This is a genomic window from Bradyrhizobium sp. 63_E2_N1_3 (assembly GCF_052076005.1).
Taxonomy (GTDB): domain Bacteria; phylum Pseudomonadota; class Alphaproteobacteria; order Rhizobiales; family Xanthobacteraceae; genus Bradyrhizobium; species Bradyrhizobium barranii.
This window is the reverse complement of record NZ_CP197235.1, coordinates 5502727-5527272: the sequence shown is the minus strand read 5'-3', so window position 1 is coordinate 5527272 and position 24546 is coordinate 5502727. Positions and strand designations below refer to the sequence as shown.

Sequence of the window (24546 nt, the reverse complement as noted above, 5' to 3'; positions counted from 1 at the left end):
CATGACGGAAACTCCATTCCCTGTTTCGGCGCGCCTCGTATGCTGCGTTCAGGGCTCGTCAAGGGAGGGCGTGTGGGCGAAATCTCCGGCGTTCTGGCCGCGGTGCTGTCGAGCGGCCTCGGCGGCACCTCGATCGGTGCCACGCGCTATCTGGTGGGCAGCCTCGATCCGCTCGCGATCGGCTCGTTCCGGTTCGGCATCGGCTTCCTGCTGCTGTTACCCCTGACGCTGCTCCGCGGTGACCGTTGGCCGGGGCGAGGGGACTGGGCCGCCGCGACCGGGCTCGGCATTCTGTTCTTCGCGCTGTTTCCGATCCTGTTCAATGCATCGCTGATCTTTACGACCGCCGCGCGCGGCGCGCTCGCTTTGTCGACACTTCCGCTGTTGTCGCTCGTGATCGGCGCCGCGCTCGGCGCCGAGGCCCTGAGCTGGCGCAAATCGATCGGTGTCGTGATCGCGACGTTTGGCGTTGCCGTCGCGCTGCTCTCCGACCTGACCTCGGCACCATCCGGCGCCTGGCGCGGCGATCTCCTGATGATGGCGGCCGCGCTGTGCATGGCGCTGTACGGCATCTGGTCAAAACCGCTGATCCGGCGCTCCGGCCCGATCGCCTTCACCACGATGAGCATGGCGGCCGGCGCGGCCTGCCTCATCCTGCTCTCTTATATCCGGAGCAGTTTTGCGCCGGTCGCCGGCTTCGGCGCGCCGCAATGGCTGGCGGCTTTCTATCTCGGCGCCTTCGGTGCTGCGCTGACCTTCTATCTCTGGGCCTTCGCGCTGGAGCGGACCACGCCGACGCGCGTCGCGATCTCGGTGACGGTCAATCCGATCACGGCCTCGCTGGTCGGCGCCTGGCTGCTGAACGAACCGCTGCGCTGGAATCTGGCGGCCGGCATCGTCGCGGTGTTTGCCGGGATCTGGATCGCGACGACGGCGGGACGGCGCGCTCAGGCGGCGAGAGTGCCTGCGTCAGGGCAAGCCTGACGTCACGCCGGGATGGTGCCCTGATATTGCGTCAGGCCGTCGTCGAGCTTCAGCCAGGCGACCTTCTCCGAGACCCAGATGTGCTCGGTCGGCGCAAAGGCGTTGCGATCGTCGAAGGTCGTGAGCGAAACGCCCGCCAGCGTGCCGTTGCGCCGCCAGGAGAACAGGCGCGTGCCGCAGCGCTTGCAGAACACGCGGTCGATGTTCTCGGACGAGGCATAGCGGCCGGTGTCGCCCTCGACGCTGAGCGCGCGCTGGTCGAACTGCGCGCGAGCAAAATAGGGCGAGCCCATCGCCTTCTGGCACAGGCGGCAATGGCAGATGCGGACGTTGAGCGGCTCCCCCTCCGCCTTGAACCGCACCGCGCCGCACAGGCATCCACCTTCCCGGATCATGGCTCAGGCCACCCGCCATTCGCCGACCTGGCGCGCCATGCTCCAGTTGAGATTGTCGAGATCGCCATCCATGTTGGAATTCCCGCGTCTGGTGTTGGTGAAGGCGGCCCAGCAGAAGCCGCCATGGGTGCGCACGGCAATCGTGCTCGTGCCCGGCAGGCTGCCATTGTGCCACCAATTGTCGAATTTGTTGACACAGAAGCCCTTGGCGTAGTTCGGGCTGTAACTGGGTGCGGTGGTCATGACCTCGATGGTGCGCGGCCGCAGGATGTTCGCCGGTCTGGTGTAGCCGTCGACATGCATCAGGAACTGCACGAGATCCGCCGGCGTCGCGATCCAGCCGCCATGGGAATCCATCCGCCGGACATTCATGCTGTAGGGATTTTCGGCCTGACCGTAATAGACGACTTCGCCGGCCTGGCGCTGCTCGCGCGTGTTGCCGGCGACGCTCATGTCGGTGACGCTGCAGCGCGTCAGCACCTCGGTGCGGACGTGCTCGGCATAGGCCTGGCCGGTGAGCTTCTCGATCACGCGGCCCAGCACGCAATAGCCGAAATTGGAATAAGCGTAGTGCTGGCCCGGCGGCCGGTCCAGCGGCCGGTTGGCGAGCGTCCAGGCGATCAGCTCGGCATGATCCATCCGCGGATGCGTGAACATGGGATCGCGGTTGTCGTTGCTCCAGCCGCCGGCAGCGTGCGTCAGCAGATGCTCGAGCGTGATCTGGTCGATGCCGGCGGAGTAGGGCGGTGACCCGTAATCGGTGCCGAGCAGTGCACCGGGGCCGAAGACGCGATCCGTGAGCTTGAGGCGGTTCTCCTCGATCAGGCGGAAGATCGTGACCGAGGTGATCATCTTGCTGACGCTGGCGATCCGGAACAGATGCCGCGGCGTCACGGTCTCGTTCCGCTCGCGATCGGCAAGACCGAAGGCGTCCTCGTGGACAACAGTGCCGGCATAGCCGATCGCAAAGGACAGCGCCGGCACGTCGTATTTGTCCATGAAGCTGCGCGCGAGCCGCGCCATGGCGCCGCGTTCGGCCGGCGAGGGCGGACGGATGCTCGGCGGGCTGGGCGCCAGTTGCGCGGGCGCAACACGCGACAGCAACGGCAGCGCGCCTGCGCCCGCTGCGAGCTTCACGAAATCCCGACGCCCAAAATCCCGACGTCCAAGCCGCATGGTCCACCCCTTCAAGGGGCGGCCAAAGCTTCAGTAGGTCGCCCGTCCGCCGGAAATATCAAACACCGCGCCGGTGGAGAAGGCACAATCTTGGGATGCGAGCCAGCTCACCATCGCGGCGAGCTCTTCCACCAGCACGAAGCGTGCCTTGGGGATTTTCGACAGCATGAAGTCGATATGCTGCTGCGTCATCTGGTCGAAGATCGCGGTCTTCGCCGCGGCCGGCGTCACCGCATTCACGAGGATGTCATGTGCCGCCAATTCCTTGCCGAGCGATTTCGTCAGCGCGATCAGTCCGGCCTTGGAGGCCGAGTAATGCGAGGCGTTGGGATTGCCTTCCTTGCCGGCGATCGAGGCGATGTTCACGATCCGCCCGTATTTCTGCTTGAGCATCGTCGGCACGATCGCCTTGCAGACGATGAAAGGGCCGTCGAGATTGATGCGCAGGACCTTGCGCCACTCCTCGAGATCGGTCTCCCAGACCGGCTTGTTGACGCCGGCGATGCCGGCATTGTTGACGAGGATGTCGATCTTGCCGAAGGCGGCAAGCGTCGCATCGCGCGCCTGCTCGACCGCGGCGGGGTCGGTGACGTCGACCTTGAAGACTTTTGTCTCGCCGCCGACTTCATTCGCGGTCTTCTCGGCGAGAGCCGAGTCGAAATCCCAGATCGCGACCTTGGCGCCGGAGTCGATGAAACGCCGGGTGATGGCACGGCCAAAGCCCTGCGCGCCGCCGGTGACGACGGCAATGCGGCCGTTGAGATCGATCTTGTTCATCGAGAACTCCCTTGTCTATCCCTCATGGTGAGGAGCGCGCACTTGCGCGCGCCTCGAACCATAAGCCCGTGGCCCATCCCTCGAGAGGGCGCTGTCGCGCCTCCTCGGGATGAGGAGCGATCAGAGCATGTAGCCGCCGTCGACGACAAGGTCGACGCCGGTGGTGAATGCGCTTTCGTCGCTGCCGAGATAGACCGCCATGGATGCGATTTCGTCGGCGGTGCCGAGCCGGCCCATCTTCTGGCGGGAGACGAACATCTCCTTGCCCTGCGGCCCCTGCGCGGCGGCGCGGTCGAGCATCGAGGGCGTCTCGACGGTGCCGGGGCAGATGCTGTTGCAGCGGATGCCCTTGGTGATGAAGTCGAGCGCGACCGCGCGCGTCAGCAGCGACACCGCCGCCTTCGACGCGCTGTAGACGTAGCGGTTGGCCGGTGGCCGCAGCGCCGCGCAGGACGAGATGTTGACGATGCTGCCGCCGCCGCCCGCCAGCATCTCGGGCAGGAACGCCCGGATGGTCCGGTGCATCGACTTGACGTTGAGGTCGAACGAGAAGTCAAAATCCTCTTCCGAGCACTCCAGGATGGTGCCGTGATGCACGAAGCCCGCCGCGTTGAGCAGGATGTCGATCTTGCCGACGCGCTTGGCGAAGGCGTTGACGTCGGCGGTGTTGCGGACGTCGAGCTTGGCGACCTCGGCGATGCCTTCCTTGGTCAGGCCCGCGATGCCGGCCTCGTTGATGTCGGTGGCGATGACGGTTGCGCCTTCACGCGCGAATGCGATGGCGCATGCGCGCCCGATGCCTGCCGCTGCAGCCGTGACGACGGCGCGCTTTCCCTTGAGGCGGTCTGCCATGTTGTTTTTCTCCTTGGCTTGAATTTGTCTATCGGCTCGTCATTGCGAGGAACTCGTGACAAAATTGCGCAGCAATTTTGCACTGTTGCGACGAAGCAATCCAGACTGTCTCCTTGGAGATATCTCTGGATTGCTTCGCTTCGCTCGCAATGACGACGTGGCTGTTAGTGATTGTCTCTGGCGACACCAAACGTGCCGGCGACGTTCTGATACCTTGTGGCGAGCTCCATGCAGGCGCCGGTCGATTGCTGGCCGACCGTGTTGCGGTAGATCTCCTGCCACGGCGTCTGGTTCGCCGGATGCTTGAAGCCGCCATTGGCCATCAGCTCGGCGTGGCGCTTCTTCACCTCGTCGTCCGAAATGAGAATATTGGCGCTGCCCTTGTTGAGGTCGATGCGTACCTTGTCGCCGGTCTTGAGGATCGCGAGCCCGCCATTGGCGGCAGCTTCCGGCGAGGCGTTCAGGATCGACGGCGAGCCCGAGGTGCCGGACTGGCGGCCGTCGCCGATGCAGGGCAGGGCGAGAATGCCGCGTTTGATCAGCGCAGCCGGCGGCTGCATGTTCACGACCTCGGCGCCACCGGGGTAGCCGATCGGGCCGGTGCCGCGGACGAACAGCATGCAACTCTCGTCGATGTCGAGTGAAGGATCGTCGATCCGCTCGTGATAATCCTCCGGGCCCTCGAACACGATGGCGCGGCCCTCGAAGGCGTTGAGGTCCTTCGGGTTGCTGAGATAGCGGTCGCGGAATTCCTTGGAGATCACGCTGGTCTTCATGATCGCGGAATCGAACAGATTGCCCTTCAGCACCAGGAAGCCGGCGTCCTTCACCAGCGGCTTGTCGTAGGCCCGGATCACGTCATTGTCGGGCGCGGGCGCATTGGCGCAGTTCTCGCCGATGCCGCGGCCGTTCACCGTGACCGCGTCCTCGTGGATGCGCTTGTGCTTCATCAGCTCGCGCACCACGGCCGGCACGCCGCCGGCGCGGTGGAATTCCTCGCCGAGATAGAAGCCGGCCGGCTGCATGTTGACCAGCAGCGGCACGTCGTGGCCGAACTTCTGCCAGTCGTCGATCGACAGCTCGACGCCGATGTGGCGCGCCAGCGCGTTGATGTGGATCGGCGCGTTGGTCGAGCCGCCGATCGCCGAGTTGATCACGATGCAGTTCTCGAACGCCTTGCGGGTCAGGATGTCCGACGGCTTGAGGTCTTCCCAGACCATCTCGACGGCGCGTTTTCCCGTCTCGTAGGCGATCTGGCCGCGCTCCCGATAGGGGGCGGGGATTGCCGCGCAGCCCGGCAGCGAGAAGCCGAGCGCTTCGGCAAGCCCGTTCATGGTCGAGGCGGTGCCCATGGTGTTGCAATGGCCGACCGACGGCGCCGAGGACGCCACGATCTCCATGAATTCCTCATAGTCGATCTCGCCGGCGGCGAGCCGCTCGCGCGACTTCCAGACGATGGTGCCGGAGCCGGTGCGCTCGCCGGCATGCCAGCCGTTCAGCATCGGCCCGCCCGACAGCACGATCGCGGGCAGGTTCACGGTTGCCGCAGCCATCATGCAGGCAGGCGTGGTCTTGTCGCAGCCGGTGGTCAGCACCACGCCGTCGAGCGGATAGCCGTAGAGGATCTCGACGAGGCCGAGATAGGCGAGGTTGCGGTCGAGCGCCGCGGTCGGGCGCTTGCCGGTCTCCTGGATCGGATGGGTCGGGAATTCCATCGCAATGCCGCCGGCCTCGCGGATGCCTTCGCGGACGCGGTGCGCCAGCTCGATATGGTGGCGGTTGCAGGGGGAAAGGTCGTTGCCGGTCTGGGCGATGCCGATGATCGGCTTGCCGGACTGAAGCTCGGCCCGGGTGAGGCCGTAATTCAGGTAGCGCTCCATATAGAGCGCGGTCATGCCCGGATTATGCGGATTGTTGAACCATTCCTGCGAGCGGAGGTGGCGGCGAGCGCCGTTGCTGGCGGGCGCATGCCCATTGGTTGGTTTTTTTGTCATTGGTTTCTCCTGCAATGCAAACGCACTGGCGTCGGGAGCTCAGCTTCGGCTGGTGCGATGCCCAACGGCGCGATCCATGGTTCAAAGGCCCGTTGGCGGGTCATTCCCTCACAAGCGCGATACTAGTCTTGGCCACTTGGTAACGCTATCATTTTGTTCGCGGCGCCCGCGCCTGATGCGGCAGGCCTGTCGTCCGACCGCCGCGACGACGAGCTTTGCCGCTCGATCACCTTGAAGCCGAGATCGAGCACCGGCTGCTCGGGGCGCCGTCCGTCGATCGCTTCGATCAGCATGGTGGCGGCCGTGTTGCCCATCTCGTAGCGGTTGGTGCGCACGCTGGTGAGGGTGGGTACCGCGGAGGCCATGAATTCGAGGTCGTTGAATCCGACGATCGCGATCTGCTCGGGGACCGCGATCTCCCGGCGCCGGCATTCGAACAGCACGCCGAGCGCGAGGTCGTCATTGGCGCAGAACACCGAGTCGATATCAGGCTCGCGCGCCAAAAGATCGGTGAACAGGGTGCCGCCGAGCGTCACCGAGGTCGGTGTCGCCGTCGTGACGACGAGGCGCTGCTCGAACAGCGCGGCGTCCTTCATGGCCGAGACATATCCGTCCAGCCGCCGCTGCACCCGCGGGTCCATGCGCGCGCCGACGAAGCCGATCTTGCGATGGCCTTGCGCGAACAGGTGGGCGATCGCCGCGCGGGCCGCATCATAGTGCGAAAAGCCGATCATCATGTCGACCGGATTGGGCCCGACCTCCATGATCTGCACGATCGGGCAGTCGGCGGCCTCCAGCATCGCGCGCGATTCCGCGGTCTGGTCGATGCCGGTGACGATCAGTCCGGCCGGCTTCTGCGCGAGAAACAGTCGCAGCAGCTTCTCCTCCTGGAGAATACTGTAGCGTGTGTTGGACAGCTGGATCGAGTACCGGCTGCCTTCGGAGGCGTCGTAGATGCCGCGCAGCACGTCGGAAAACACGTTGTTGGTCAGTGACGGGATCAAGACGCCGATCACTTCGGTGCGCTGCGAGGCCAGCGCCCGCGCCGCCAGGTTCGGCACATAGCCGAGCTCATTGGCTGCGCTCTCGACCCGCGTCCGCTTGGCGACCGACAGGGCCTCCGGATTGCGGAAGAACCGGGACGCCGTGATCGGGCTGACGCCGGCAAGCTCGGCAACTTCCGCCAGCCGGATTTTACCTGACTTGGTGCGTTTTCGACCCATTAGTTGCTCTTATCACAGTCGGTCCGGCAAACAAAGGAACGTTGACAGCGCTACCAGCAACGACTAACCAAAGACAAATTGCCAAAACCGCACAAACTGCCGACAATGTCGCTCGCTAAGATCGGGCTTCGTTCGGTGAAGTCTGAAAAACAAGACGGTCGCGGCGCGTGAGGCGTCGTGGACTTTCGAGGAGGGAGCTAGATGTCGTCTGTGCAAATCCGCGACGTGCGGAAATCGTTCGGCAATTTTGAAGTCCTGCACGGCGTTTCGATTCCGATCGAGGACGGCCAGTTCGTCGTCCTGGTTGGCCCCTCCGGCTGCGGCAAGTCGACGCTTCTGCGCATGCTTGCAGGCCTCGAGAACATCACCTCCGGCACGATCTCGATCGGCGACCGCGTCGTCAACAATATCCAGCCCAAGGAGCGGGATATTGCGATGGTGTTCCAGAACTATGCGCTCTATCCGCACATGACCGTCGGCGAGAACATGGGCTTCTCGCTGAAGCTGCGGAACGCGAGCTCCGACGAGATCAACAAGCGCGTCAAGCGCGCCGCCGAAATTCTCGCGCTGTCGCCGCTGCTCGAACGCTATCCGCGCCAGCTCTCCGGCGGCCAGCGCCAGCGCGTCGCGATGGGCCGCGCCATCGTGCGCGATCCGCAGGTGTTCCTGTTCGACGAGCCCTTGTCGAACCTCGACGCCAAGCTGCGCGTCGCCATGCGCACCGAGATCAAGGAGCTGCACCAGCGGCTGAAGACGACGACCGTCTACGTCACCCACGACCAGATCGAGGCCATGACCATGGCCGACAAGATCGTCGTCATGCATGACGGCATCGTCGAGCAGATGGGCACCCCGCTGGAGCTCTACGACAAGCCCGACAACCAGTTCGTCGCCGGCTTCATCGGCTCGCCGGCCATGAACTTCCTGAAAGGCCATGTGCGCGTCAACGGCGTTGCGACCTTCGAGGGGCCGAACGGCGTCAAGCTGCCGCTCAAGAACGCGCCGGCGGCGTCCGACGGTCGTCCTGTCGTCTACGGTGTGCGACCCGAGCATTTCACCATCGCGGACGACGGCGCCGATGCCGAGATCATCGTGGTCGAGCCGACCGGCTCGGAGACGCAGGTGTTCGCGAAGGTGGGTGGCGAGCAGGTCGTCGCGGTCTTCCGCGAGCGTCACCAGTTCAATCCGGGCGACAAGGTCAAGCTGAAGCCTGACCCGTCACTGGTTCATCTGTTCGACGAGGCGACGGGCAAACGTATGTAGCCGCGCCGAAGGATTGCCCAACGACTATTCAAGAACGACCCAATACAAATATAAAATTCAGGGAGAGAACGATGAGCAATTTCGACAGGCGAAGTGTGCTTAAGGCCGGCCTGGGCGGCGCAGCGTTGCTGGCCGGCCCGGGCATCGTGCCGGTCCGCGCCGCGGAGTGGACCAACACGCCCGAACCGAACGCGTCCATCCGCGTCTTGCGCTGGAAGCAGTTCATCCAGGCCGAGTTCGACAAGTTTGCCGAGCAGACCAAGAAGTTCTCCGAGAAGACCGGCGTCAAGATCAAGCTCGAGGCCGAGAGCTGGGAAGACATCCGCCCCAAGGCCGCGGTGGCCGCCAATGTCGGCGCCGGCCCCGACCTCATCATCGGCACGCTCGACGATCCCCACAAATTCCCGGAAAAGCTGATCGATATGACTGATGTCGCCGACTATCTCGGCGCGCAGTATGGCGGCTGGTATCCGGTTGCCGAACGTTACGGCAAGAAGGGCAACAGCTGGATCGCCATTCCGCAGGGCGCGACCGGCGGCTGCCTGAACTACCGCATCAGCCACGTGAAGGCTGCGGGCTTCGAGGAATTCCCCAAGGACACCGCCGGCTTCCTCAAGCTCTGCCAGGCGTTGAAGAAGAACAACACGCCGGCCGGCTTCGCGCTCGGCCATGCCACGGGCGATGCCAATGGCTGGTGCCAGTGGGCGCTCTGGGCGTTCGGCGGCAAGGTCGTCAACGACAAGAACGAGGTCGTGATCGACTCCCCGGAGACGGTCGCCGCGCTCGAATACGTCAAGCAGCTCTACGAGACCTTCATCCCGGGCGTGCTGTCGTGGAATGACTCGAACAACAACAAGGCGTTCCTGAACGGCGAACTCAGCCTGACGCTGAACGGCATCTCGATCTGGACCGTCGGCAAGAACTCCACCGATGCGAAGCAGCAGGAGATCGCCAAGGACATGAACCACGCGCCGATGCCGATCGGCCCCGTGGGCGTGTCGACCGAGCAGCAGAACGTGCTGGTCTACTACGGCTACAAGCACTCGAAGTATCCCAAGGCGGTCAAGGAATTCATCAAGTTCATGATGGACAAGGAGAACTACGACGCCTGGGAGGTCGCTTCCAACGGCTACGTGTCGCCGCCGCTGCCGGCCTACAACGACAACCCGGTGTGGACGTCGGATCCGAAGATCACCCCGTATCGCGACTGCCTGAAGCGCTGCCGCGACAACGGCTTTGCCGGCGATCTCGGCTATGCCTCCGCCGCGGTGATGGGCGACTTCGTCGTCGTCGACATGTTCGCGGAAGCAGCCTCCGGCTCGGCGACGCCGAAGCAGGCGGCGGCGCGCGCCGCCGAGCGCGCCAAGCGCTACTACCAGGTCTGATCAACGCCAATCCGCGCGGCGTCCGGTTCGCCGGACGCCGTGACTTTTCTCCCGAGGGGAATCCGACATGGCAGTCATGGCCGAGTCCGCTGTCGCGCAGGTCAAGCGCGCCAGCCTCTGGACCAGAGCATTCGAGAGCCGGAATTGGCTCGGCGCGATGTTCATGGTGCCGGCGATCGCGATCCTCATCCTGTTTCTGGCTTATCCGCTGGCGCTGGGCTTCTGGCTCGGCATGACTGACACCAAGATCGGCGGGGCCGGGCGCTATATCGGCTTTGCGAACTTCGTCTCGCTCTCCAAGGATTCGGTGTTCTGGCTCTCGGTCTTCAACACCATCTTCTATACGTTCACCGCGAGCATCGTGAAATTCGCCATCGGCCTTTACCTCGCGCTGCTGCTCAACGAGCGGCTGCCGTTCAAGTCGATGATCCGCGCCATCGTGCTGCTGCCCTTCGTGGTACCGACGGTGCTGTCCGCGATCGCGTTCTGGTGGATCTATGACAGCCAGTTCTCGATCATCTCCTGGGTACTGATCAAGGCCGGCCTGATCACGCGCTACATCGACTTCCTCGGCGATCCCTGGAATGCGCGCTTGTCGGTCGTCGCCGCCAACATCTGGCGTGGCGTGCCCTTCGTGGCGATCACGCTGCTGGCGGGATTGCAGACGATTTCGCCCTCGCTCTACGAGGCGGCCAATCTCGATGGCGCCACCAACATGCAGCGCTTCCGCCACATCACGCTGCCGATGCTGTCGCCGATCATCGCGGTCGTGATGACATTCTCGGTGCTGATGACGTTCACCGACTTCCAGCTGATCTACACCATCACGCGGGGCGGGCCGATCAATGCCACGCATCTGATGGCGACGCTGTCGTTCCAGCGCGCCATCACCGGCGGCAATCTCGGGGAGGGCGCAGCGATCTCGAACGCGATGATCCCGTTCCTGGTCGCAGCGATCCTGCTCAGCTTCTTCGGGCTTCAGCGCTCCCGCTGGCAGCAGGGCGGGAGGGACTGACCATGAGCACCGCAGACGACCAAAGCGTCGGAATGGACTATCTCGAGAGCTTCCCGCGGAAGTTCTTGCGGGTCTACTTTCCGCTCGGCCTGATCATCTTCTTCCTGCTGTTCCCGTTCTATTGGATGGCGGTCGCGACGTTCAAGCCGGACGCGGAGATGTACGATTACGAGAAGTACAATCCGTTCTGGATCGTGAATCCGACCATCGAGCACATCAAGAAGCTGTTGGTCGAAACCGACTATCCGCTCTGGATGTGGAACACCGTGATCGTCTCGGTGTCCTCCACCTTCATCTCGCTGTTCGCCAGCGTCTGCGCCGCCTACGCGATCGAACGTCTCCGCTACAAGGGCTCGCGCTATGTGGGGCTAGCGATCTTCCTCGGCTATCTCGTGCCGCCCTCGATCCTGTTCATTCCGCTGGCGGCGATCGTGTTCCAGCTCGGCCTGTTCGATGGCAATCTGGCGCTGATCCTGACCTATCCGACCTTCCTGATCCCGTTCTGCACCTGGCTCCTGATGGGCTATTTCCGCACCATTCCCTACGAGCTCGAGGAATGCGCGCTGATCGACGGTGCGACGCGGCTCCAGATCCTGGTCAAGATCACGCTGCCGCTGTCGCTCCCGGGGGTGATCTCGGCCGGCATCTTCGCCTTCACGTTGTCCTGGAACGAGTTCATCTACGCGCTGACCTTCATCTCCTCGTCGGAGAACAAGACGATTCCCGTCGGCGCCATCACCGAGCTCGTCAGCGGCGACGTCTACCATTGGGGCGCGCTGATGGCGGCGGCCCTGATCGGCTCGGTCCCCGTAGTTATCCTTTATTCCTTCTTCGTGGAGTACTATGTGTCGGCGATGACCGGCGCCGTGAAGGAATGATCGCGGGGCCTGCCTTGAGAGCGTGCCAGGAGAACGTGTCAGGAGCGGCGCGCTCCGGCCAATAAGAAGGAGTAGGCTCTTGCACATTCTGGTTCTGGGCGCCGCCGGCATGGTCGGCCGTAAATTGTGTGAACGGCTGTTGCGCGACGGCCGGCTCGGCAAGAGCGACATCACCAAGCTGACCATGCACGACGTGGTCGAGCCCAAAAAGCCGGAAAAGGCCGGTTTCCCGGTCGAGACCGTGTCAGGCGATTTCGCCGTGCCGGGCGCAGCCGAAAAGCTGATCGCCGGCCGCCCCGACGTGATCTTCCATCTCGCCGCGATCGTCTCCGGCGAAGCCGAGCTCGATTTCGACAAGGGCTACCGCATCAATCTCGACGGCACGCGGATGCTGCTCGATGCCGTCAGGCTCGTCGGCGGCGGCTACAAGCCGCGCGTGGTCTTCACCTCGTCAATCGCGGTGTTCGGCGCGCCGTTCCCGGACGCGATCGGCGACGAGTTCTTCCACACCCCGCTGCTCAGCTACGGCACCCAGAAGGCGATCGGTGAATTGCTGCTCGCCGACTATTCGCGCCGCGGCTTCCTCGACGGCATCGGCATCCGCTTGCCAACCATCTGCATCCGGCCCGGCCTGCCCAATAAGGCGGCATCGGGCTTCTTCTCCAACATCCTGCGCGAGCCGCTGGCCGGCAAGGAAGCGATCCTCCCGGTCTCCGAGGACGTCCGCCACTGGCACGCCACGCCGCGTTCCGCCGTCGGCTTCCTGCTCCACGCCGGCACCATGGACCTCGCCAAGGTCGGTCCGCGCCGCAACCTGACCATGCCCGGCTTCTCGGCTACGGTCGGCGAACAGATCGCTGCGCTCAAGCGGGTGGCCGGCGACAAGGTCGCCGCGCGCATCAAGCACGAGCTGGATCCGTTCATCGTCGGCATCGTCGGCGGCTGGCCGCGCAATTTCGAGGCGAAGCGGGCGCGCGAGCTCGGCTTCACCACCGAAGAAAAGACTTTTGACGACATCATCCGCATTCACATCGAAGACGAGCTCGGCGGCAACTTCGTCGCCTGATCGAACCGATGAACAGCGTGGATATGACGATGGCGAGCGTTGCTTGCATCGGTGAATGCATGGTCGAGCTCCGGCAGGCCCAGGGTGGACAGTCCGCTGGACAGTCCAGCGGGCATGGCCAGGGCGGCGGCCTGTATTCGCGCGGCTTCGGTGGCGACACCCTCAACACGGCGGTGTATCTGGCGCGGCTCGAGGTCAAGGTCGACTATCTCACCGCGCTCGGCGACGATGCCCTGAGCGACGAGATGATCGCGGCCTGGAATGCGGAGGGCGTCGGGACCCGCCGCGTCTCCCGGCTGCCGGGCAAGCTGCCCGGCCTCTACATGATCCAGACGGATGCGAAGGGCGAGCGGCAGTTCTTCCACTGGCGCGACAGTGCGGCAGCGCGCCAATTGATGAGCCTGCCGGAGACGGATGAGCTGCTCAACTCGCTGATGAGCTACGACATCATCTATCTCTCCGCGATCACGCTCTCGATCTACGGGGCGGCCGGGCGCGAGCGCCTGTTCGCGGCGATCAAGCGGGCGCGCCTGCTCGGCACCCGCTTCGTGTTCGACACCAATTTCCGCGCGCGGGGATGGCCGGACCGCGACGTCGCCCGCGAGGTCTTTGCCACGGCGTTTGCGACCGCCGACATCGTGCTGACCTCGACCGAGGATCTGCTCGCGCTCTATCCCGGCGAAAGCCACGAGCAGTTGATGGCGCGCATTCCCACGCCCGAGCTGGTGTTCCGTCTCGCCGAGCCCGTCAGCCTGTTGCGCTTTCCCGGCGGCACCAGCGAAGTCCGCGCCGAACCGATGACCAAGCCGGTCGTTGACACCACCGCGGCCGGCGACAGCTTTGCCGCGGCCTATATCGCGGCCCGGCTCGGCGGCTCCGATCCGGTCGAGGCGGCCCAGGCCGGGCACCGCCTCGCCAGCCTCGTGATCTGCTATGCCGGCGCCATCATTCCGGGCTATGCCATGCCGCCGAAGAAGCGGCACCGGCCAGCGACCACGCGTCAAGCGACCAAGTGAAACGAAAGCCAAGATGACCACGACTGCCCAACAGAACCACCTCGTCGCGCTGTTCAAGGCCGCGACCGTCATTCCTGTCCTCACCATCGAGCGTATCCAGGATGCCGTGCCGCTGGCGAAAGCGCTGGTGGCTGGCGGCGTCCGCACGCTGGAGGTGACCATGCGCACCCCCGTTGCGATCGAGGCGGCGAGGGCGATGATGGCCGAGGTGCCCGAGGCGGTCGTCGGCATCGGCACGATCCTCAAGCCGGCCGATTTCGTCCGTGTCGAGAAGTTGGGCGTCGCGTTCGGCATCAGCCCGGGTCTGACCCCCGATCTCCTGAAGGTCGCCGCGGACAGCTCCTTGCCGTTCGCCCCAGGCATCGCCACCGCCTCCGAGCTGATGCTGGCGCTGTCGTACGGCCTCGACGTCGCAAAATTCTTCCCGGCCGAGCAGGCCGGCGGCATCAAGGGCCTGCGCGCGCTGGGCGGCCCGTTCCCGAACGTGCGGTTTTGCCCGACCGGCGGTGTGGGCGAGGCCAATGCAGCAACCTGGCTTGCCGAGCCCAACGTGGTCGCGGTCGGCGGTTCCTGGCTATGCCCGACGGCGGAGATCAAGGCCGGGAACTGGGCCGGCATAACTGCCATCTGCCAGCGCACCCTCAAGGCCCTGAAAGCCACGTGAAGTCTTGCAGTTGGTGGGCTAAGACATAGGTCAGTAAGAGACCCCAGGGAGATGACCATGACCGCCAGCATCGTCGGATGGGCGCATACGCCGTTCGGCAAGTTCGACACCGAGACCGTCGAAAGCCTCGTCACCCGCGTGGCCAACGAGGCGATGGCCGATGCCGGCATTTCCGCGTCCGACGTCGACGAGATCGTGCTCGGCCATTTCAACGCCGGCTTCTCGCCGCAGGATTTTACCGCCTCGCTGGTGCTCCAGGCCGACCCGAAGCTGCGCTTCAAGCCCACGACCCGCGTCGAGAACGCCTGCGCCACCGGCTCCGCCGCGGTCCATCAGGGCCTGCGTGCGATCGACGCAGGCGCGGCCAGGATCGTGCTCGTCGTCGGCGTCGAGCAGATGACCCGCACCCCGGGTCCGGAGATCGGCAAGAACCTGCTCAAGGCGTCCTATCTGCCGGAGGACGGGGACACCGTCGGCGGCTTCGCCGGCGTGTTCGGCAAGATCGCCAGCTCCTATTTCCAGAAATACGGTGACCAGTCCGATGCGCTGGCGCTGATCGCGGCCAAGAACCACAAGAACGGCGTCGCCAACCCCTTCGCCCAGATGCGCAAGGATTTTGGCTTCGAGTTCTGCCGCGCCGAGAGCGAGAAGAACCCCTATGTCGCGGGTCCCCTGAAGCGCACCGACTGCTCGCTGGTCTCCGACGGCGCCGCGGCGCTGGTGCTGGCCGACGCCGAGACCGCCAAGGGCATGAGCAAGTCGATCGGCTTCCGCGCCACCGCGCACGCCCAGGACTTCCTGCCGATGTCCAAGCGCGACATCCTCCAGTTCGAGGGCTGCACGGTCGCCTGGCAGCGCGCGCTGGAGAAGGCGGGCGTTGCGCTCACCGATCTCTCCTTCGTCGAGACCCATGACTGCTTCACCGTCGCCGAGCTGATCGAGTACGAAGCGATGGGCCTGACGCCGAAGGGGCAGGGCGCCCGTGCCATCAAGGAAGGCTGGACGCTCAAGGACGGCAAGCTGCCGGTCAATCCGTCCGGCGGCCTGAAGGCCAAGGGCCACCCGATCGGTGCCACCGGCGTCTCCATGCACGTGATGACCGCGATGCAGCTTGCCGGCCAGGCGCCCGAGGGCATGCAGCTCAAGAACGCCAAGCTCGGCGGCATCTTCAACATGGGCGGCGCGGCGGTTGCCAACTACGTCTCCGTGCTGGAGCCGTTGAAGTAAGTTCTCGTAGGGTGGGCAAAGGCGCGTTTGCGCCGTGCCCACCTTTTTGTTGCGCTAGATCATGGTGGGCACGCTACGCTTTGCCCATCCTGCGGCTCTTCATTGATTGGCAGGGAATGCATCATGGGCAATGATTACGAAGACTCGCTGTCGATAGACGCACTCAACGATCGCATCGCGATCCTCGAGGACAATATCCGGCAGCTCATCGAGCAGGCCGCTGCCGCCTCCGGCGAGCAGAACGAGTCGCGCATCGCCGACCGGATCAACCAGCAGAACGATGAGCTCGACCGCCTCATCAAGATCCGCGAATCCCGCCAGAAGAAATAGCGGCCGCGGCACCGCGCATGCGGCCATACCCCGGCCGCCCTTGCGCGTGCGGCGTCGCTGCCCTTAGCTGGACCGAAATCGCAGGGCCAGGTTGAGCCCGCGCAATCGGGAGCGAACGGATGGGGCCGCTGAAGGGCATCAAGGTCGTGGATATGACCACCGTGCTGATGGGTCCCTATGCGACCCAGATGCTCGGCGATTACGGTGCCGACGTGATCAAGGTGGAATCGCTCGACGGCGACGTCACCCGCCTGATCGGTCCGATGCGCCATGCCGGCATGGGCCCGGTGTTCCTCAACACCAACCGCAGCAAGCGCTCGATCTGTCTCGATCTGAAGAAGCCCGCCGGCCGAGAGGCCGTCCTGCGGCTGCTGAAGGACGCCGACGTTCTCGTCTACAATGTCCGCCCGCAGGCGATGGCGCGGCTTCAGCTCGGCTACGACGTCGTCTCCGCAATCAACCCGCGTCTCGTCTACGCCGGCGTGTTCGGCTTCGGCCAGGACGGGCCCTACGCGGCAAAACCCGCCTATGACGATTTGATCCAGGGCGCGACCGCGCTCCCCGCCTTGATGGCGCAGACGGGTGATGGCGTGCCGCGCTATGTGCCCAACGCGCTGGTCGACCGCATCGTCGGTCTCACTGCGGTCGGCGCGATCTGCGCCAGCCTCGTGCATCGGGATCGCACCGGCCGCGGCCAGCGCGTCGACATCCCGATGTTCGAGACCATGGCCGGCTTCGTCATGGGCGACCACATGGGCGGGCTCACCTACGAGCCGCCGCTCGACAAGGGCGGCTATGCCCGCCACCTCTCGCGCGACCGCCGGCCCTACAAGACCTCGGACGGCTATCTCAGCGTCATCGTCTACAACGACAAGCAGTGGGAGAACTTCTTCAAGGCAACGAGCCGCGACGATCTGCGCGCCGACCCCAAATTCGCGACCTTCGCCGGCCGTGCCGCCAATATCGACGTCGTCTATGCCGAGCTCGCGCGCATCTTCGAGACCCGCACCACGGCCGAGTGGATCGACCTGCTGACCAAGGCCGATGTGCCCGTGATGCCGATGCACGACCTCGCGTCGATCCTGCACGACGAGCATCTGGAAGCCACCGGCTTCTTCCCGGTCGTGAACCATCCGACCGAAGGCCCGATCCGCAGCATGAAGGTGACGGCCAGTTGGTCGGAGACCGAGGCCGAGCCGGCAAGGCTGGCGCCGCGGCTCAACGAGCATGGCGCGGAGATCCTGCGTGAGATCGGCTATTCCGCGGACGAGATCGACGCGATGGTCCGCGATGGCGTCACGCGTTCGCCGCCGGAGCAGGGAGGGGCATCATGAGCTTCATCACCGGCGTCGGCCTCACACCTTTCGGCAAGCACGAAGGCTCGTCCTCGCTCGACCTGATGAGCAAGGCGGCGCAAGCCGCACTCGACGATGCCGGTTTCAAGCGCGCCGACATCGACGGCATCCTCTGCGGCTACTCGACCGTCTCGCCCCACATCATGCTGGCCACCGTCTTCGCCGAGCATTTTGGCATCCGTCCGTCTTACGCGCACGCCGTGCAGGTCGGCGGCGCGACGGGCCTTGCTATGACCATGCTGGCCCATCACCTCGTCGAGGCGGGCGTCGCGCGCAACGTCCTCGTCGTTGCTGGCGAGAACCGCCTCACTGGCCAAAGCCGCGACGCTTCGATCCAGGCTTTGGCGCAGGTCGGGCATCCCGACTACGAGGTGCCGCTCGGCCCGACCATTCCCGCCTATTACGGCCTGGTCGCCACCCGCTACATGCACGAATACGGCGTGACGGAAGAGGATCTCGCCGAATTCGCGGTGCTGATGCGCGCGCACGCCTGCACCCATCCCGGCGCGCAATTCCACGATCCCATCACGGTCGCCGATGTCATCGCCTCGAAGCCGGTGGCAATGCCGCTCAAGCTGCTGGACTGCTGCCCGGTGTCGGACGGCGGCGCGGCTTTCGTCATCAGCCGTGAGCGGACCGGCGAGGCCGGCGTGCGCATCCGCGGCTGCGCCCAGGCGCATACCCATCAGCACGTGACGGCCGCGCCCGCGCTCAGCGAGCTCGGTGCTGAAATCTCCATCGCCCGCGCCAAGGAGGCCACCGGCCTTGCGATCTCCGACGTGCGCTACGCCGCGATCTACGACAGCTTTACGATCACGCTCGCCATGCTGCTGGAAGACCTCGGCCTCGCCGGCCGCGGCGAGGCGGCTGCGCGCGTGCGATCAGGCCATTTCAGCCGCGACGGCGCGATGCCGCTCAACACCCATGGCGGCCTGCTCAGCTATGGCCATTGCGGCGTCGGCGGCGCGATGGCGCATCTGGTCGAGGCGCATTTGCAGATGACGGGGCGGGCGGCTAGCCGCCAGGTGCGCGACGCATCGATCGCGCTGCTGCACGGCGACGGCGGCGTGCTGTCGTCCCACGTGAGCATGTTTCTGGAGCGCGTGCGATGAGCGAACGAATCGCGGACTGGACCAAGGGTGAGCAGGCCATCACCTTTCAGACCTGCGGCGCATGCGGCCATGCGCAGTATTTCCATCGCGCCTTCTGCGCGGCCTGCGGCGCGCCCGATCCGCGCGATGCGCGCGCCTGCGGCAAGGGCAGCGTCTATGCGACTTCGCTGGTCTGCCGCGCCGCCACGCCCGAGACCCGGGCGCACTTGCCCTACAACATCCTGCTGGTCGATTGCGCAGAGGGATTTCGCATGATGGCGCACGGCGAGACGAATCTAGCTATCGGCGATGAGGTCACTGCGAGCTTCCCGACGTTTGCCGGCAAGCTCGTGCCGTTTTTCAGCAAAAGGAAATAGTAGGATCCGTCATTCGGGGGCGGTCCGAGGGACCGAGCCTGGAACGGGATTCTGAGCCTGGCTTGTGCGAGAGCCACCCCGGAATGACGAAAACACTCTACGCAACTCTTGCTAACGCCCGTAGAACAATATGCTGGCGATGACGAGCATCGCCGTCACCGCCAGCATATGCGCGAGCGCTCCCGAGGCCGCCCCCTTGGTGGCTTCCTTCATGCCTTTTTCTCCCTAGACTTGGGCGTGACTCATCGTTGCGCGGCTAGCGCACCCGACGGTCAATTGTTTTTTACTCGGAACACCCCTTGCGAGTATTCACCGTGATTTGTCCCCACACGGCGAATATCGACTGTCCCAAGGTCGATCAGCAATGCGGCGGCATTTTGACTCGATGATGTTGCTGTTGCGGTCACGCCAGAATACAGTTTCGTGGGACTCTCGCCGCTAACGACAAAAAGCATCAAAGGCCCAAGGAAATCGTCAAGGAAATCTTCAGGTAAATCATGGCCCGTATCAACTACAGCGACCCGTTCAAGGCGTCCGACCGCACCCGCGAAATTCTCGACAAGAACCGCAACGCCAACATCTTCCGCATGATGGCGCACTCGCCGAGCTATTTTGAGCAGTATTGCCGGCTCGGCGGAGCCATCCGCCACAAGGGCGAGCTCGATCCCATCGTGCGTGAGCTAGCGATCACCCGCACCGGCATTTTGTGCGAGGCGCCGTATGAGATCGTCGCGCACAAGCGCATCGGCAAGAATGTCGGCGTCACCGACGAGCAGAACGAAGCGCTGGAGAATTGGCAGGCCGCGACCTGCTTCAATGAGGTGCAGCGCGCCGCGCTCGCCTTCACCGACGAGATCGTGAAGCTGAAGAAGCCGACGGATGCGACGTTCAAGGCGATCGCATCGAAGCTGACACCGGCCGCGCTGGTCGAACTCCAGCTTTCGGTCGGCTTCTACATCATGACGTCGAAATTTCTGGAGACTTTTGAAATCGATCTCCAGCCCGTCACGGAAGTGGTGGGCTAATCCAAAAACTGTGGCGAGGTCTGCCGATGACGATCGATGAATACGCGGTCTGGGCCGCGAGCATTGCGAAAGTCGATGAGCATCCGTCCAACGAGCGGCTGTCCTATCTCGGGCTCGGCCTCGCCGGCGAATCCGGCGAGGTGGCCGACCACATCAAGAAGCTGCTGCGCGATGACTGGCTCGACAAGGCGGGCCTCGTCGATGAGCTCGGCGATGTCATCTATTACTGGGCCTGCCTGTGCGCCGCGACCGGCCAGCAGCCGTCCGAATTGCTCAAGGCGAGCGCGGCCAAGATCAAGCGGCGACTGAGCGAAGCCGCGAGCCGCTGACCCGGATCAGCGCGCTCACGTCGACGTCAGAATGTCGACCTTGGCATTGGCGACGATCAGGCGGTCGGCCAGCAGCTGCGCCAGATTGCGCATGATGCGCTCGGAGGCGCGCGGGTGCTGCTTGCGGAAGCGCTCGAAATCCTTCAGCGGCACCTCGAATGCGGTCGCCGCCATGTCCGCGAAAACATCGGCCGAACGCGTCGGCTCCAGCAGCGCCATCTCGCCGAAGGCCATACCGGCGGTCAGCGTCGCCAGCCGCACGCCGTCGGGCAGGGTGACATGTACGGCGCCGCTGCGCAGGAAGAACAGGAAATCGGCGGGGTCGCCTGTCGTGATGATCTTTGCCCCGGATGGAAAGGTCCGGATCGTGCAGATCGAGGCGAGGTCGGTCAGCTCTTCCTCGCTCATGCCTGATAGCAGCGGCTGCTCGGCGAGCTCGGTGGTCTCGTGGAAATCGATCGAGCCGCCGTAGCGGTAGACGATCTGGTCTTCCGCCCATTCGATCGCGGTGTCGAGCAGATAGAAGTCGCGGACGTTCTTCAGCTCCGCCGTCCATTCCCGCAGGCTGTCCCATTCCTTCGACGCACGCCTGACCCCTGACAGTACGACGGTCACGTTCAGCGCTGCCAGCTCCTCGAACGCCTCGGCCACGAGCCGCGCCCCGGCGCGCGTGGTGGAGGTGACGCGGTGGAGATCGAAGATCACGATTTGCGGCCGGGGCTGTCCGGCCAGCCGGCGCGAGACATAGTCCACCGCCGACAGCGACAGCGTGCCGACCAGCTCGATAACCCGCACCTCCTGCTCATGCCCGGCCAGAATCTTGCGCTCCTGCGGCCGGCGCACGCGCCGCGACGGGCTCTTGCCGATGTCGTAGTCGGCGATGACGGCGTTGCGGGCGTCGTCCCTGCGGTTGAGCATGTGCAGGTCGTAATGCGAGGACAGCGCCTCGCAGACCTTGATGCCGCGCACGCTGTTACCGTGCTTGTCGAGCTTGGGCGAATAGCAGCCGAGCCCGAGCCGGGCGGGAAGGGCCGCGAGGATGCCGCCGCCGACGCCGCTCTTGGCGGGGATGCCGATCCGGTAGATCCACTCGCCGGCGTAGTCGTACATGCCCGACGACGTCATCACCGACAGCGTGCGCGAGATGGCGTAGGGTGTCAGCACCTGCTCTCCGGTTACGGGATTGACGCCGCGATTGGCGAGCGTCGCCGCCATCACCGCGATGTCGCGCGCCGTGACCAGCACCGCGCATTGCCGGAAATAGACGTCGAGCACGCCCGCGACATTGTCCGAGATCACCGCATTGGTCTTGAGGAGGTAGCCGATGGCGCGGTTGCGGTCGCCGGTCTGGCTCTCCGAGCTGTAAACGGCCTCGTCCACCGCGAGATCGCGCCCCGCAAAACGGCTGAGCGCAAGCCGGATCTGCTCGAAGGCTTCCGTGCCCTTGCTGTCATAGATCAGCCCGGTGCAGGCGATCGCGCCGGCATTGACCATCGGGTTGAACGGATGGTTCTCGGAATTGAGCCGGATCGAGTTGAAGGGATCGCCCGAGGGCTCGACGCCGATCGCGCTCTCGACGCGGCCGGCGCCCAGGAGGTCCAGCGCCAGCGCGAACACGAAGGGCTTCGACATCGACTGGATGGTGAAGGGCACCCGGCTGTCGCCGACCTCGTAGACATGGCCGTCCAGGGTCGCGAGGCTGATGCCAAAATGGGCAGGGTCGGCCTTGCTAAGCTCGGGGATGTAGTCGGCAACGGCGCCGGAGGTCTCGGCCGAGAATTCGTTGAGACAATTGCCCAGAAACCGCAGCAAGGGCGGCTTCGAGCGGGTCCAGGCGGAGGCGAGAGGCGAAAGCGTTGTCATCGCCTGTCTTTGTGCAACGCAATCAGGGCACGCGCAACCCGTCCGGCACCACAGCCTGCCGCCGGACCAGCAGCAGGGCGATCAAAACCGTGGGCACGAGGATCGCGAGGCCCAGCAGCGTGACCTGCATCTGCGACAGCGGCATGATCCCGCCGCCCGGGGTGGCCACGACGAAGCCGCCGATCACCAGCAGCACCCGCAAAGGCCACTCCATCAGGCCGGCGCCGCGAAGGTCGCCGACAAAAGCCTGGTAGCCCTGGATGCCGCCGCAGATGAAGACGATGCCGAAGCAGGCAAGTCCGGTCAGCCCGAATGCCTCCAGATACGGGTTGCTGCCCTGAAGCAGCAGCGCCGGATTGAGCACGAAGAAAAACGGGATGAAATAGATGATGCTGCCGACCCACATGCTCTCCCAGCCCGTCTTCATCGCGGGCGCGCCGGCGATGCCGGCCGCCGCGAAGGAGGCGATCGCCACCGGCGGCGTGATCGAGGACAGCATGCCCCAGTAGAAGATGAACATGTGCACGGCCATCTTGTTCAGCCCGAGCTTCTCCAGCGCCGGCGCCACCAGAATGGCCAGGAAGATGTAGCAGGAGGTCGTGGTCAGCCCGAGCCCGAGGATCAGGCTGGTGATGGCGCACATGATCAGCAGCAGGAAGGCATCGCCCCCGGCGATGCTGAGCAGGTCGTTGGCGAGGCTCGAGATCACGCCGGTGAGCGAGAAGGCGCCGATCAAGAGGCCACAGCCGGCGAGGATCGCGATCAGCTCGACGAAGGTCTTGCCGTTGAGTTCGAGGAAATGCAGCCAGCGCGCGCCGCCCCAGTTCTTGCCGGGGAAGAATTCGTTCAGCGCGGCCAGCAGGCACATGCCCCACAGCGCGGCATTGAGCACGCCGAACCAGAACATCGCAGCCGTTGCCGCGATCGAACCGGCGAGCACCAGCGTGTTGCCGAGCCTCCAGCGCGCCGGCCCGGACCATTGATGCAGGATCACGAGCAGCACGGAGGCATAGAACGGCGCGTGGCTCTCGCGCTTGAAGTAGAGCAGCATCACCACGAGCACGACGATCACGAAGAGATAGTACCAGCCCTCTTTGAAAGCGTCCCAGAAGCGCGGCAGCTCGGCGCGCGGCAGACCCTTCAGCTTGTGGCGGGCGGCATAGGCGTCGACCTGCGCGAACAGGCCGACATAATAGAGGATCGAGGGGATGGTGGCGGCGAGCGCGACGTCGGCATAGCCCGTGTTCATGAACTGCGCCATGACGAAGGCGGTCGCGCCCAGCACGGGCGGGGCAAGCACGGCGCCGGTCGAGGCGCAGGCCTCGATCGCGCCGGAATAGGACGGCGTGAACCCCGTCTTCTTCATCGCGGGGATCGTCATCGTTCCCGCTGTCAGAACATTGGAGACGATGCTGCCGCCGACGGTGCCGAGCAGGCCGGATGCGAACACACAGACTTTTGCCGCGCCGCCGCGGAAGGTGCCGCACATCGCGAAGGCGATGTTGATGAAGAATTTGCCCGCGCCCGTCATCATCAGCGCGGTGCCAAAGACGAGGAAGCCGATCACGGTGTCGGCAAAGGCCTGGATGGGAATGCCGAGCAGGCTCTCACCGGAGAGCATGTGATAGGACGTGGTCTGCTGCAGCGTCGACTGCGTGCCGCGGAACGGCCCGAGCCAGGAAGAGTCCGCAAACAACGGATAGAGCGTGAAGGGCAGCACGCTGAGCAGCAGGCTCCAGCCGCCGGTGCGCCGCAGCGCCTCCATCAGCACGAACCACATCACGAGCCCGGCGGCGATGACGTTGCCAGGCGCGCCATCGAACTCCCAGCCGAATTGCGCGGCCTTGCGGATGTTGAGCATCAGCCAGATCGCCGAACCGAAGGTCGCGGCGAACAACAGGAGGTCATACCAGGGGATGCGGTCGAGCGGCGCCTTCTCCGATCCTGGAAAGATCAGGAAGGTGAATGGGAGCATCAGCGCTATCAGCAGGTAGAAATATTCGGTGTTGAGCTGGGTGTAGTCGATGAAGAAGCGCAGCGAGAATTGCTGGTTCACACACAACAGGATGGTGGCCGCGGTGGCCGCCATCAGCACCCAGCGCCACGCGCCCTTCAGCGTACGGACGCGCGTGACCTCGGCTTCCTGCAGGTCGGCGGCGGCGCCGAGATGCGGATCTGCGAACTCAACCTTCGTCGCCGGCGCTGCCGCAGTCTCTGACATCGGCGCTCTCCTCAAACAGTTCTGCGGCAGGCAGCTTGAC

Annotated in this window: 23 protein-coding genes; 15 read left to right on the top strand and 8 right to left on the bottom strand. The window is 64.7% G+C overall.

What is annotated here, in order from left to right; translation table 11 throughout:
• Nucleotides 1–72 precede the first annotated feature (72 nt).
• Nucleotides 73–984 (top strand): DMT family transporter, encoded by a 912-nt coding sequence (locus tag AB7531_RS26680; RefSeq protein WP_063986438.1) that lies wholly within the window; start codon nt 73–75, stop codon nt 982–984.
• 2 nt (nt 985–986) lie between these two features.
• On the opposite strand, the gene AB7531_RS26675 is transcribed toward AB7531_RS26680, so the two are convergent.
• From AB7531_RS26675 to AB7531_RS26650, 6 genes are all read right to left on the bottom strand, one after another.
• The gene (locus tag AB7531_RS26675) at nt 987–1379 is read right to left on the bottom strand and encodes a GFA family protein (protein ID WP_063983855.1); all 393 of its coding nucleotides are present in this window, start codon (nt 1377–1379) and stop codon (nt 987–989) included.
• 3 nt (nt 1380–1382) lie between these two features.
• A complete protein-coding gene (locus AB7531_RS26670) occupies nt 1383–2516 on the bottom strand; it encodes a serine hydrolase domain-containing protein (RefSeq protein ID WP_245328445.1) in 1134 nt (377 codons plus the stop codon).
• A gap of 69 nt (nt 2517–2585) precedes the next feature.
• The gene (locus AB7531_RS26665) at nt 2586–3332 is read right to left on the bottom strand and encodes an SDR family NAD(P)-dependent oxidoreductase (protein ID WP_014495989.1); all 747 of its coding nucleotides are present in this window, start codon (nt 3330–3332) and stop codon (nt 2586–2588) included.
• 120 nt (nt 3333–3452) lie between these two features.
• Nucleotides 3453–4184, bottom strand: coding sequence for an SDR family oxidoreductase (locus tag AB7531_RS26660; RefSeq protein WP_063983852.1), 732 nt, complete (start codon nt 4182–4184; stop codon nt 3453–3455).
• A 164-nt stretch (nt 4185–4348) separates the two neighbouring features.
• Complete coding sequence (locus AB7531_RS26655) at nt 4349–6178, bottom strand: IlvD/Edd family dehydratase (protein ID WP_063983851.1); 1830 nt, start codon at nt 6176–6178, stop codon at nt 4349–4351.
• 122 nt (nt 6179–6300) lie between these two features.
• The gene (locus AB7531_RS26650; RefSeq protein WP_063983850.1) at nt 6301–7401 is read right to left on the bottom strand and encodes a LacI family DNA-binding transcriptional regulator; all 1101 of its coding nucleotides are present in this window, start codon (nt 7399–7401) and stop codon (nt 6301–6303) included.
• Between the two features lie 201 nt (nt 7402–7602).
• On the opposite strand from AB7531_RS26650, the gene AB7531_RS26645 reads away from it, so the two are divergent.
• The 14 genes from AB7531_RS26645 to AB7531_RS26580 all read left to right on the top strand — a co-directional run bounded on the left by AB7531_RS26645 (nt 7603) and on the right by AB7531_RS26580 (nt 20422).
• Nucleotides 7603–8664, top strand: a complete 1062-nt coding sequence (locus tag AB7531_RS26645; protein WP_063983849.1) for an ABC transporter ATP-binding protein — start codon at nt 7603–7605, stop codon at nt 8662–8664.
• Between the two features lie 71 nt (nt 8665–8735).
• Nucleotides 8736–10049 carry an ABC transporter substrate-binding protein gene (locus AB7531_RS26640; protein ID WP_063983848.1) on the top strand — a complete coding sequence of 438 codons (1314 nt, stop codon included), beginning with the start codon at nt 8736–8738 and terminating at the stop codon, nt 10047–10049.
• 67 nt (nt 10050–10116) lie between these two features.
• A complete protein-coding gene (locus AB7531_RS26635; RefSeq protein WP_063983847.1) occupies nt 10117–11064 on the top strand; it encodes a carbohydrate ABC transporter permease in 948 nt (315 codons plus the stop codon).
• Between the two features lie 2 nt (nt 11065–11066).
• Entirely contained in the window at nt 11067–11942 is an 876-nt protein-coding gene (locus AB7531_RS26630) for a carbohydrate ABC transporter permease (RefSeq protein WP_014495982.1), read from the top strand.
• A gap of 79 nt (nt 11943–12021) precedes the next feature.
• Nucleotides 12022–13008, top strand: coding sequence for a D-erythronate dehydrogenase (gene denD, locus AB7531_RS26625; protein WP_071914932.1), 987 nt, complete (start codon nt 12022–12024; stop codon nt 13006–13008).
• Nucleotides 13009–13037: 29 nt separating this feature from the next.
• On the top strand, nt 13038–14024 hold the full coding sequence (locus AB7531_RS26620; RefSeq protein WP_063986437.1) for a sugar kinase: 987 nt from the start codon (nt 13038–13040) through the stop codon (nt 14022–14024).
• A gap of 13 nt (nt 14025–14037) precedes the next feature.
• Nucleotides 14038–14688: a bifunctional 4-hydroxy-2-oxoglutarate aldolase/2-dehydro-3-deoxy-phosphogluconate aldolase gene (eda, locus tag AB7531_RS26615; protein WP_028146563.1), complete on the top strand. Its 651-nt coding sequence runs from the start codon at nt 14038–14040 to the stop codon at nt 14686–14688.
• Nucleotides 14689–14745: 57 nt separating this feature from the next.
• Nucleotides 14746–15915 (top strand): acetyl-CoA acetyltransferase, encoded by a 1170-nt coding sequence (locus AB7531_RS26610; RefSeq protein WP_063983845.1) that lies wholly within the window; start codon nt 14746–14748, stop codon nt 15913–15915.
• Between the two features lie 123 nt (nt 15916–16038).
• Nucleotides 16039–16245, top strand: coding sequence for a hypothetical protein (locus AB7531_RS26605; protein ID WP_014495977.1), 207 nt, complete (start codon nt 16039–16041; stop codon nt 16243–16245).
• Nucleotides 16246–16364: 119 nt separating this feature from the next.
• Nucleotides 16365–17579, top strand: coding sequence for a CaiB/BaiF CoA transferase family protein (locus AB7531_RS26600; RefSeq protein WP_063983844.1), 1215 nt, complete (start codon nt 16365–16367; stop codon nt 17577–17579).
• Nucleotides 17576–18712, top strand: coding sequence for a thiolase family protein (locus AB7531_RS26595; RefSeq protein ID WP_063983843.1), 1137 nt, complete (start codon nt 17576–17578; stop codon nt 18710–18712). Before AB7531_RS26600 ends, AB7531_RS26595 begins: the two co-directional genes overlap by 4 nt.
• A complete protein-coding gene (locus AB7531_RS26590; RefSeq protein WP_063983842.1) occupies nt 18709–19068 on the top strand; it encodes a Zn-ribbon domain-containing OB-fold protein in 360 nt (119 codons plus the stop codon). The genes AB7531_RS26595 and AB7531_RS26590 overlap by 4 nt, the downstream gene beginning before the upstream one ends.
• 497 nt (nt 19069–19565) lie before the next feature.
• Entirely contained in the window at nt 19566–20093 is a 528-nt protein-coding gene (locus tag AB7531_RS26585; RefSeq protein WP_028146557.1) for a carboxymuconolactone decarboxylase family protein, read from the top strand.
• Nucleotides 20094–20119: 26 nt separating this feature from the next.
• The gene (locus AB7531_RS26580) at nt 20120–20422 is read left to right on the top strand and encodes a nucleoside triphosphate pyrophosphohydrolase family protein (RefSeq protein WP_014495972.1); all 303 of its coding nucleotides are present in this window, start codon (nt 20120–20122) and stop codon (nt 20420–20422) included.
• A gap of 15 nt (nt 20423–20437) precedes the next feature.
• Here AB7531_RS26580 and glsA read toward each other — a convergent pair whose 3' ends face one another.
• The gene (gene glsA, locus AB7531_RS26575; protein ID WP_063983841.1) at nt 20438–22285 is read right to left on the bottom strand and encodes a glutaminase A; all 1848 of its coding nucleotides are present in this window, start codon (nt 22283–22285) and stop codon (nt 20438–20440) included.
• 22 nt (nt 22286–22307) lie between these two features.
• A complete protein-coding gene (locus AB7531_RS26570; protein WP_063983840.1) occupies nt 22308–24506 on the bottom strand; it encodes a TRAP transporter permease in 2199 nt (732 codons plus the stop codon).
• Nucleotides 24507–24546: the final 40 nt, after the last annotated feature.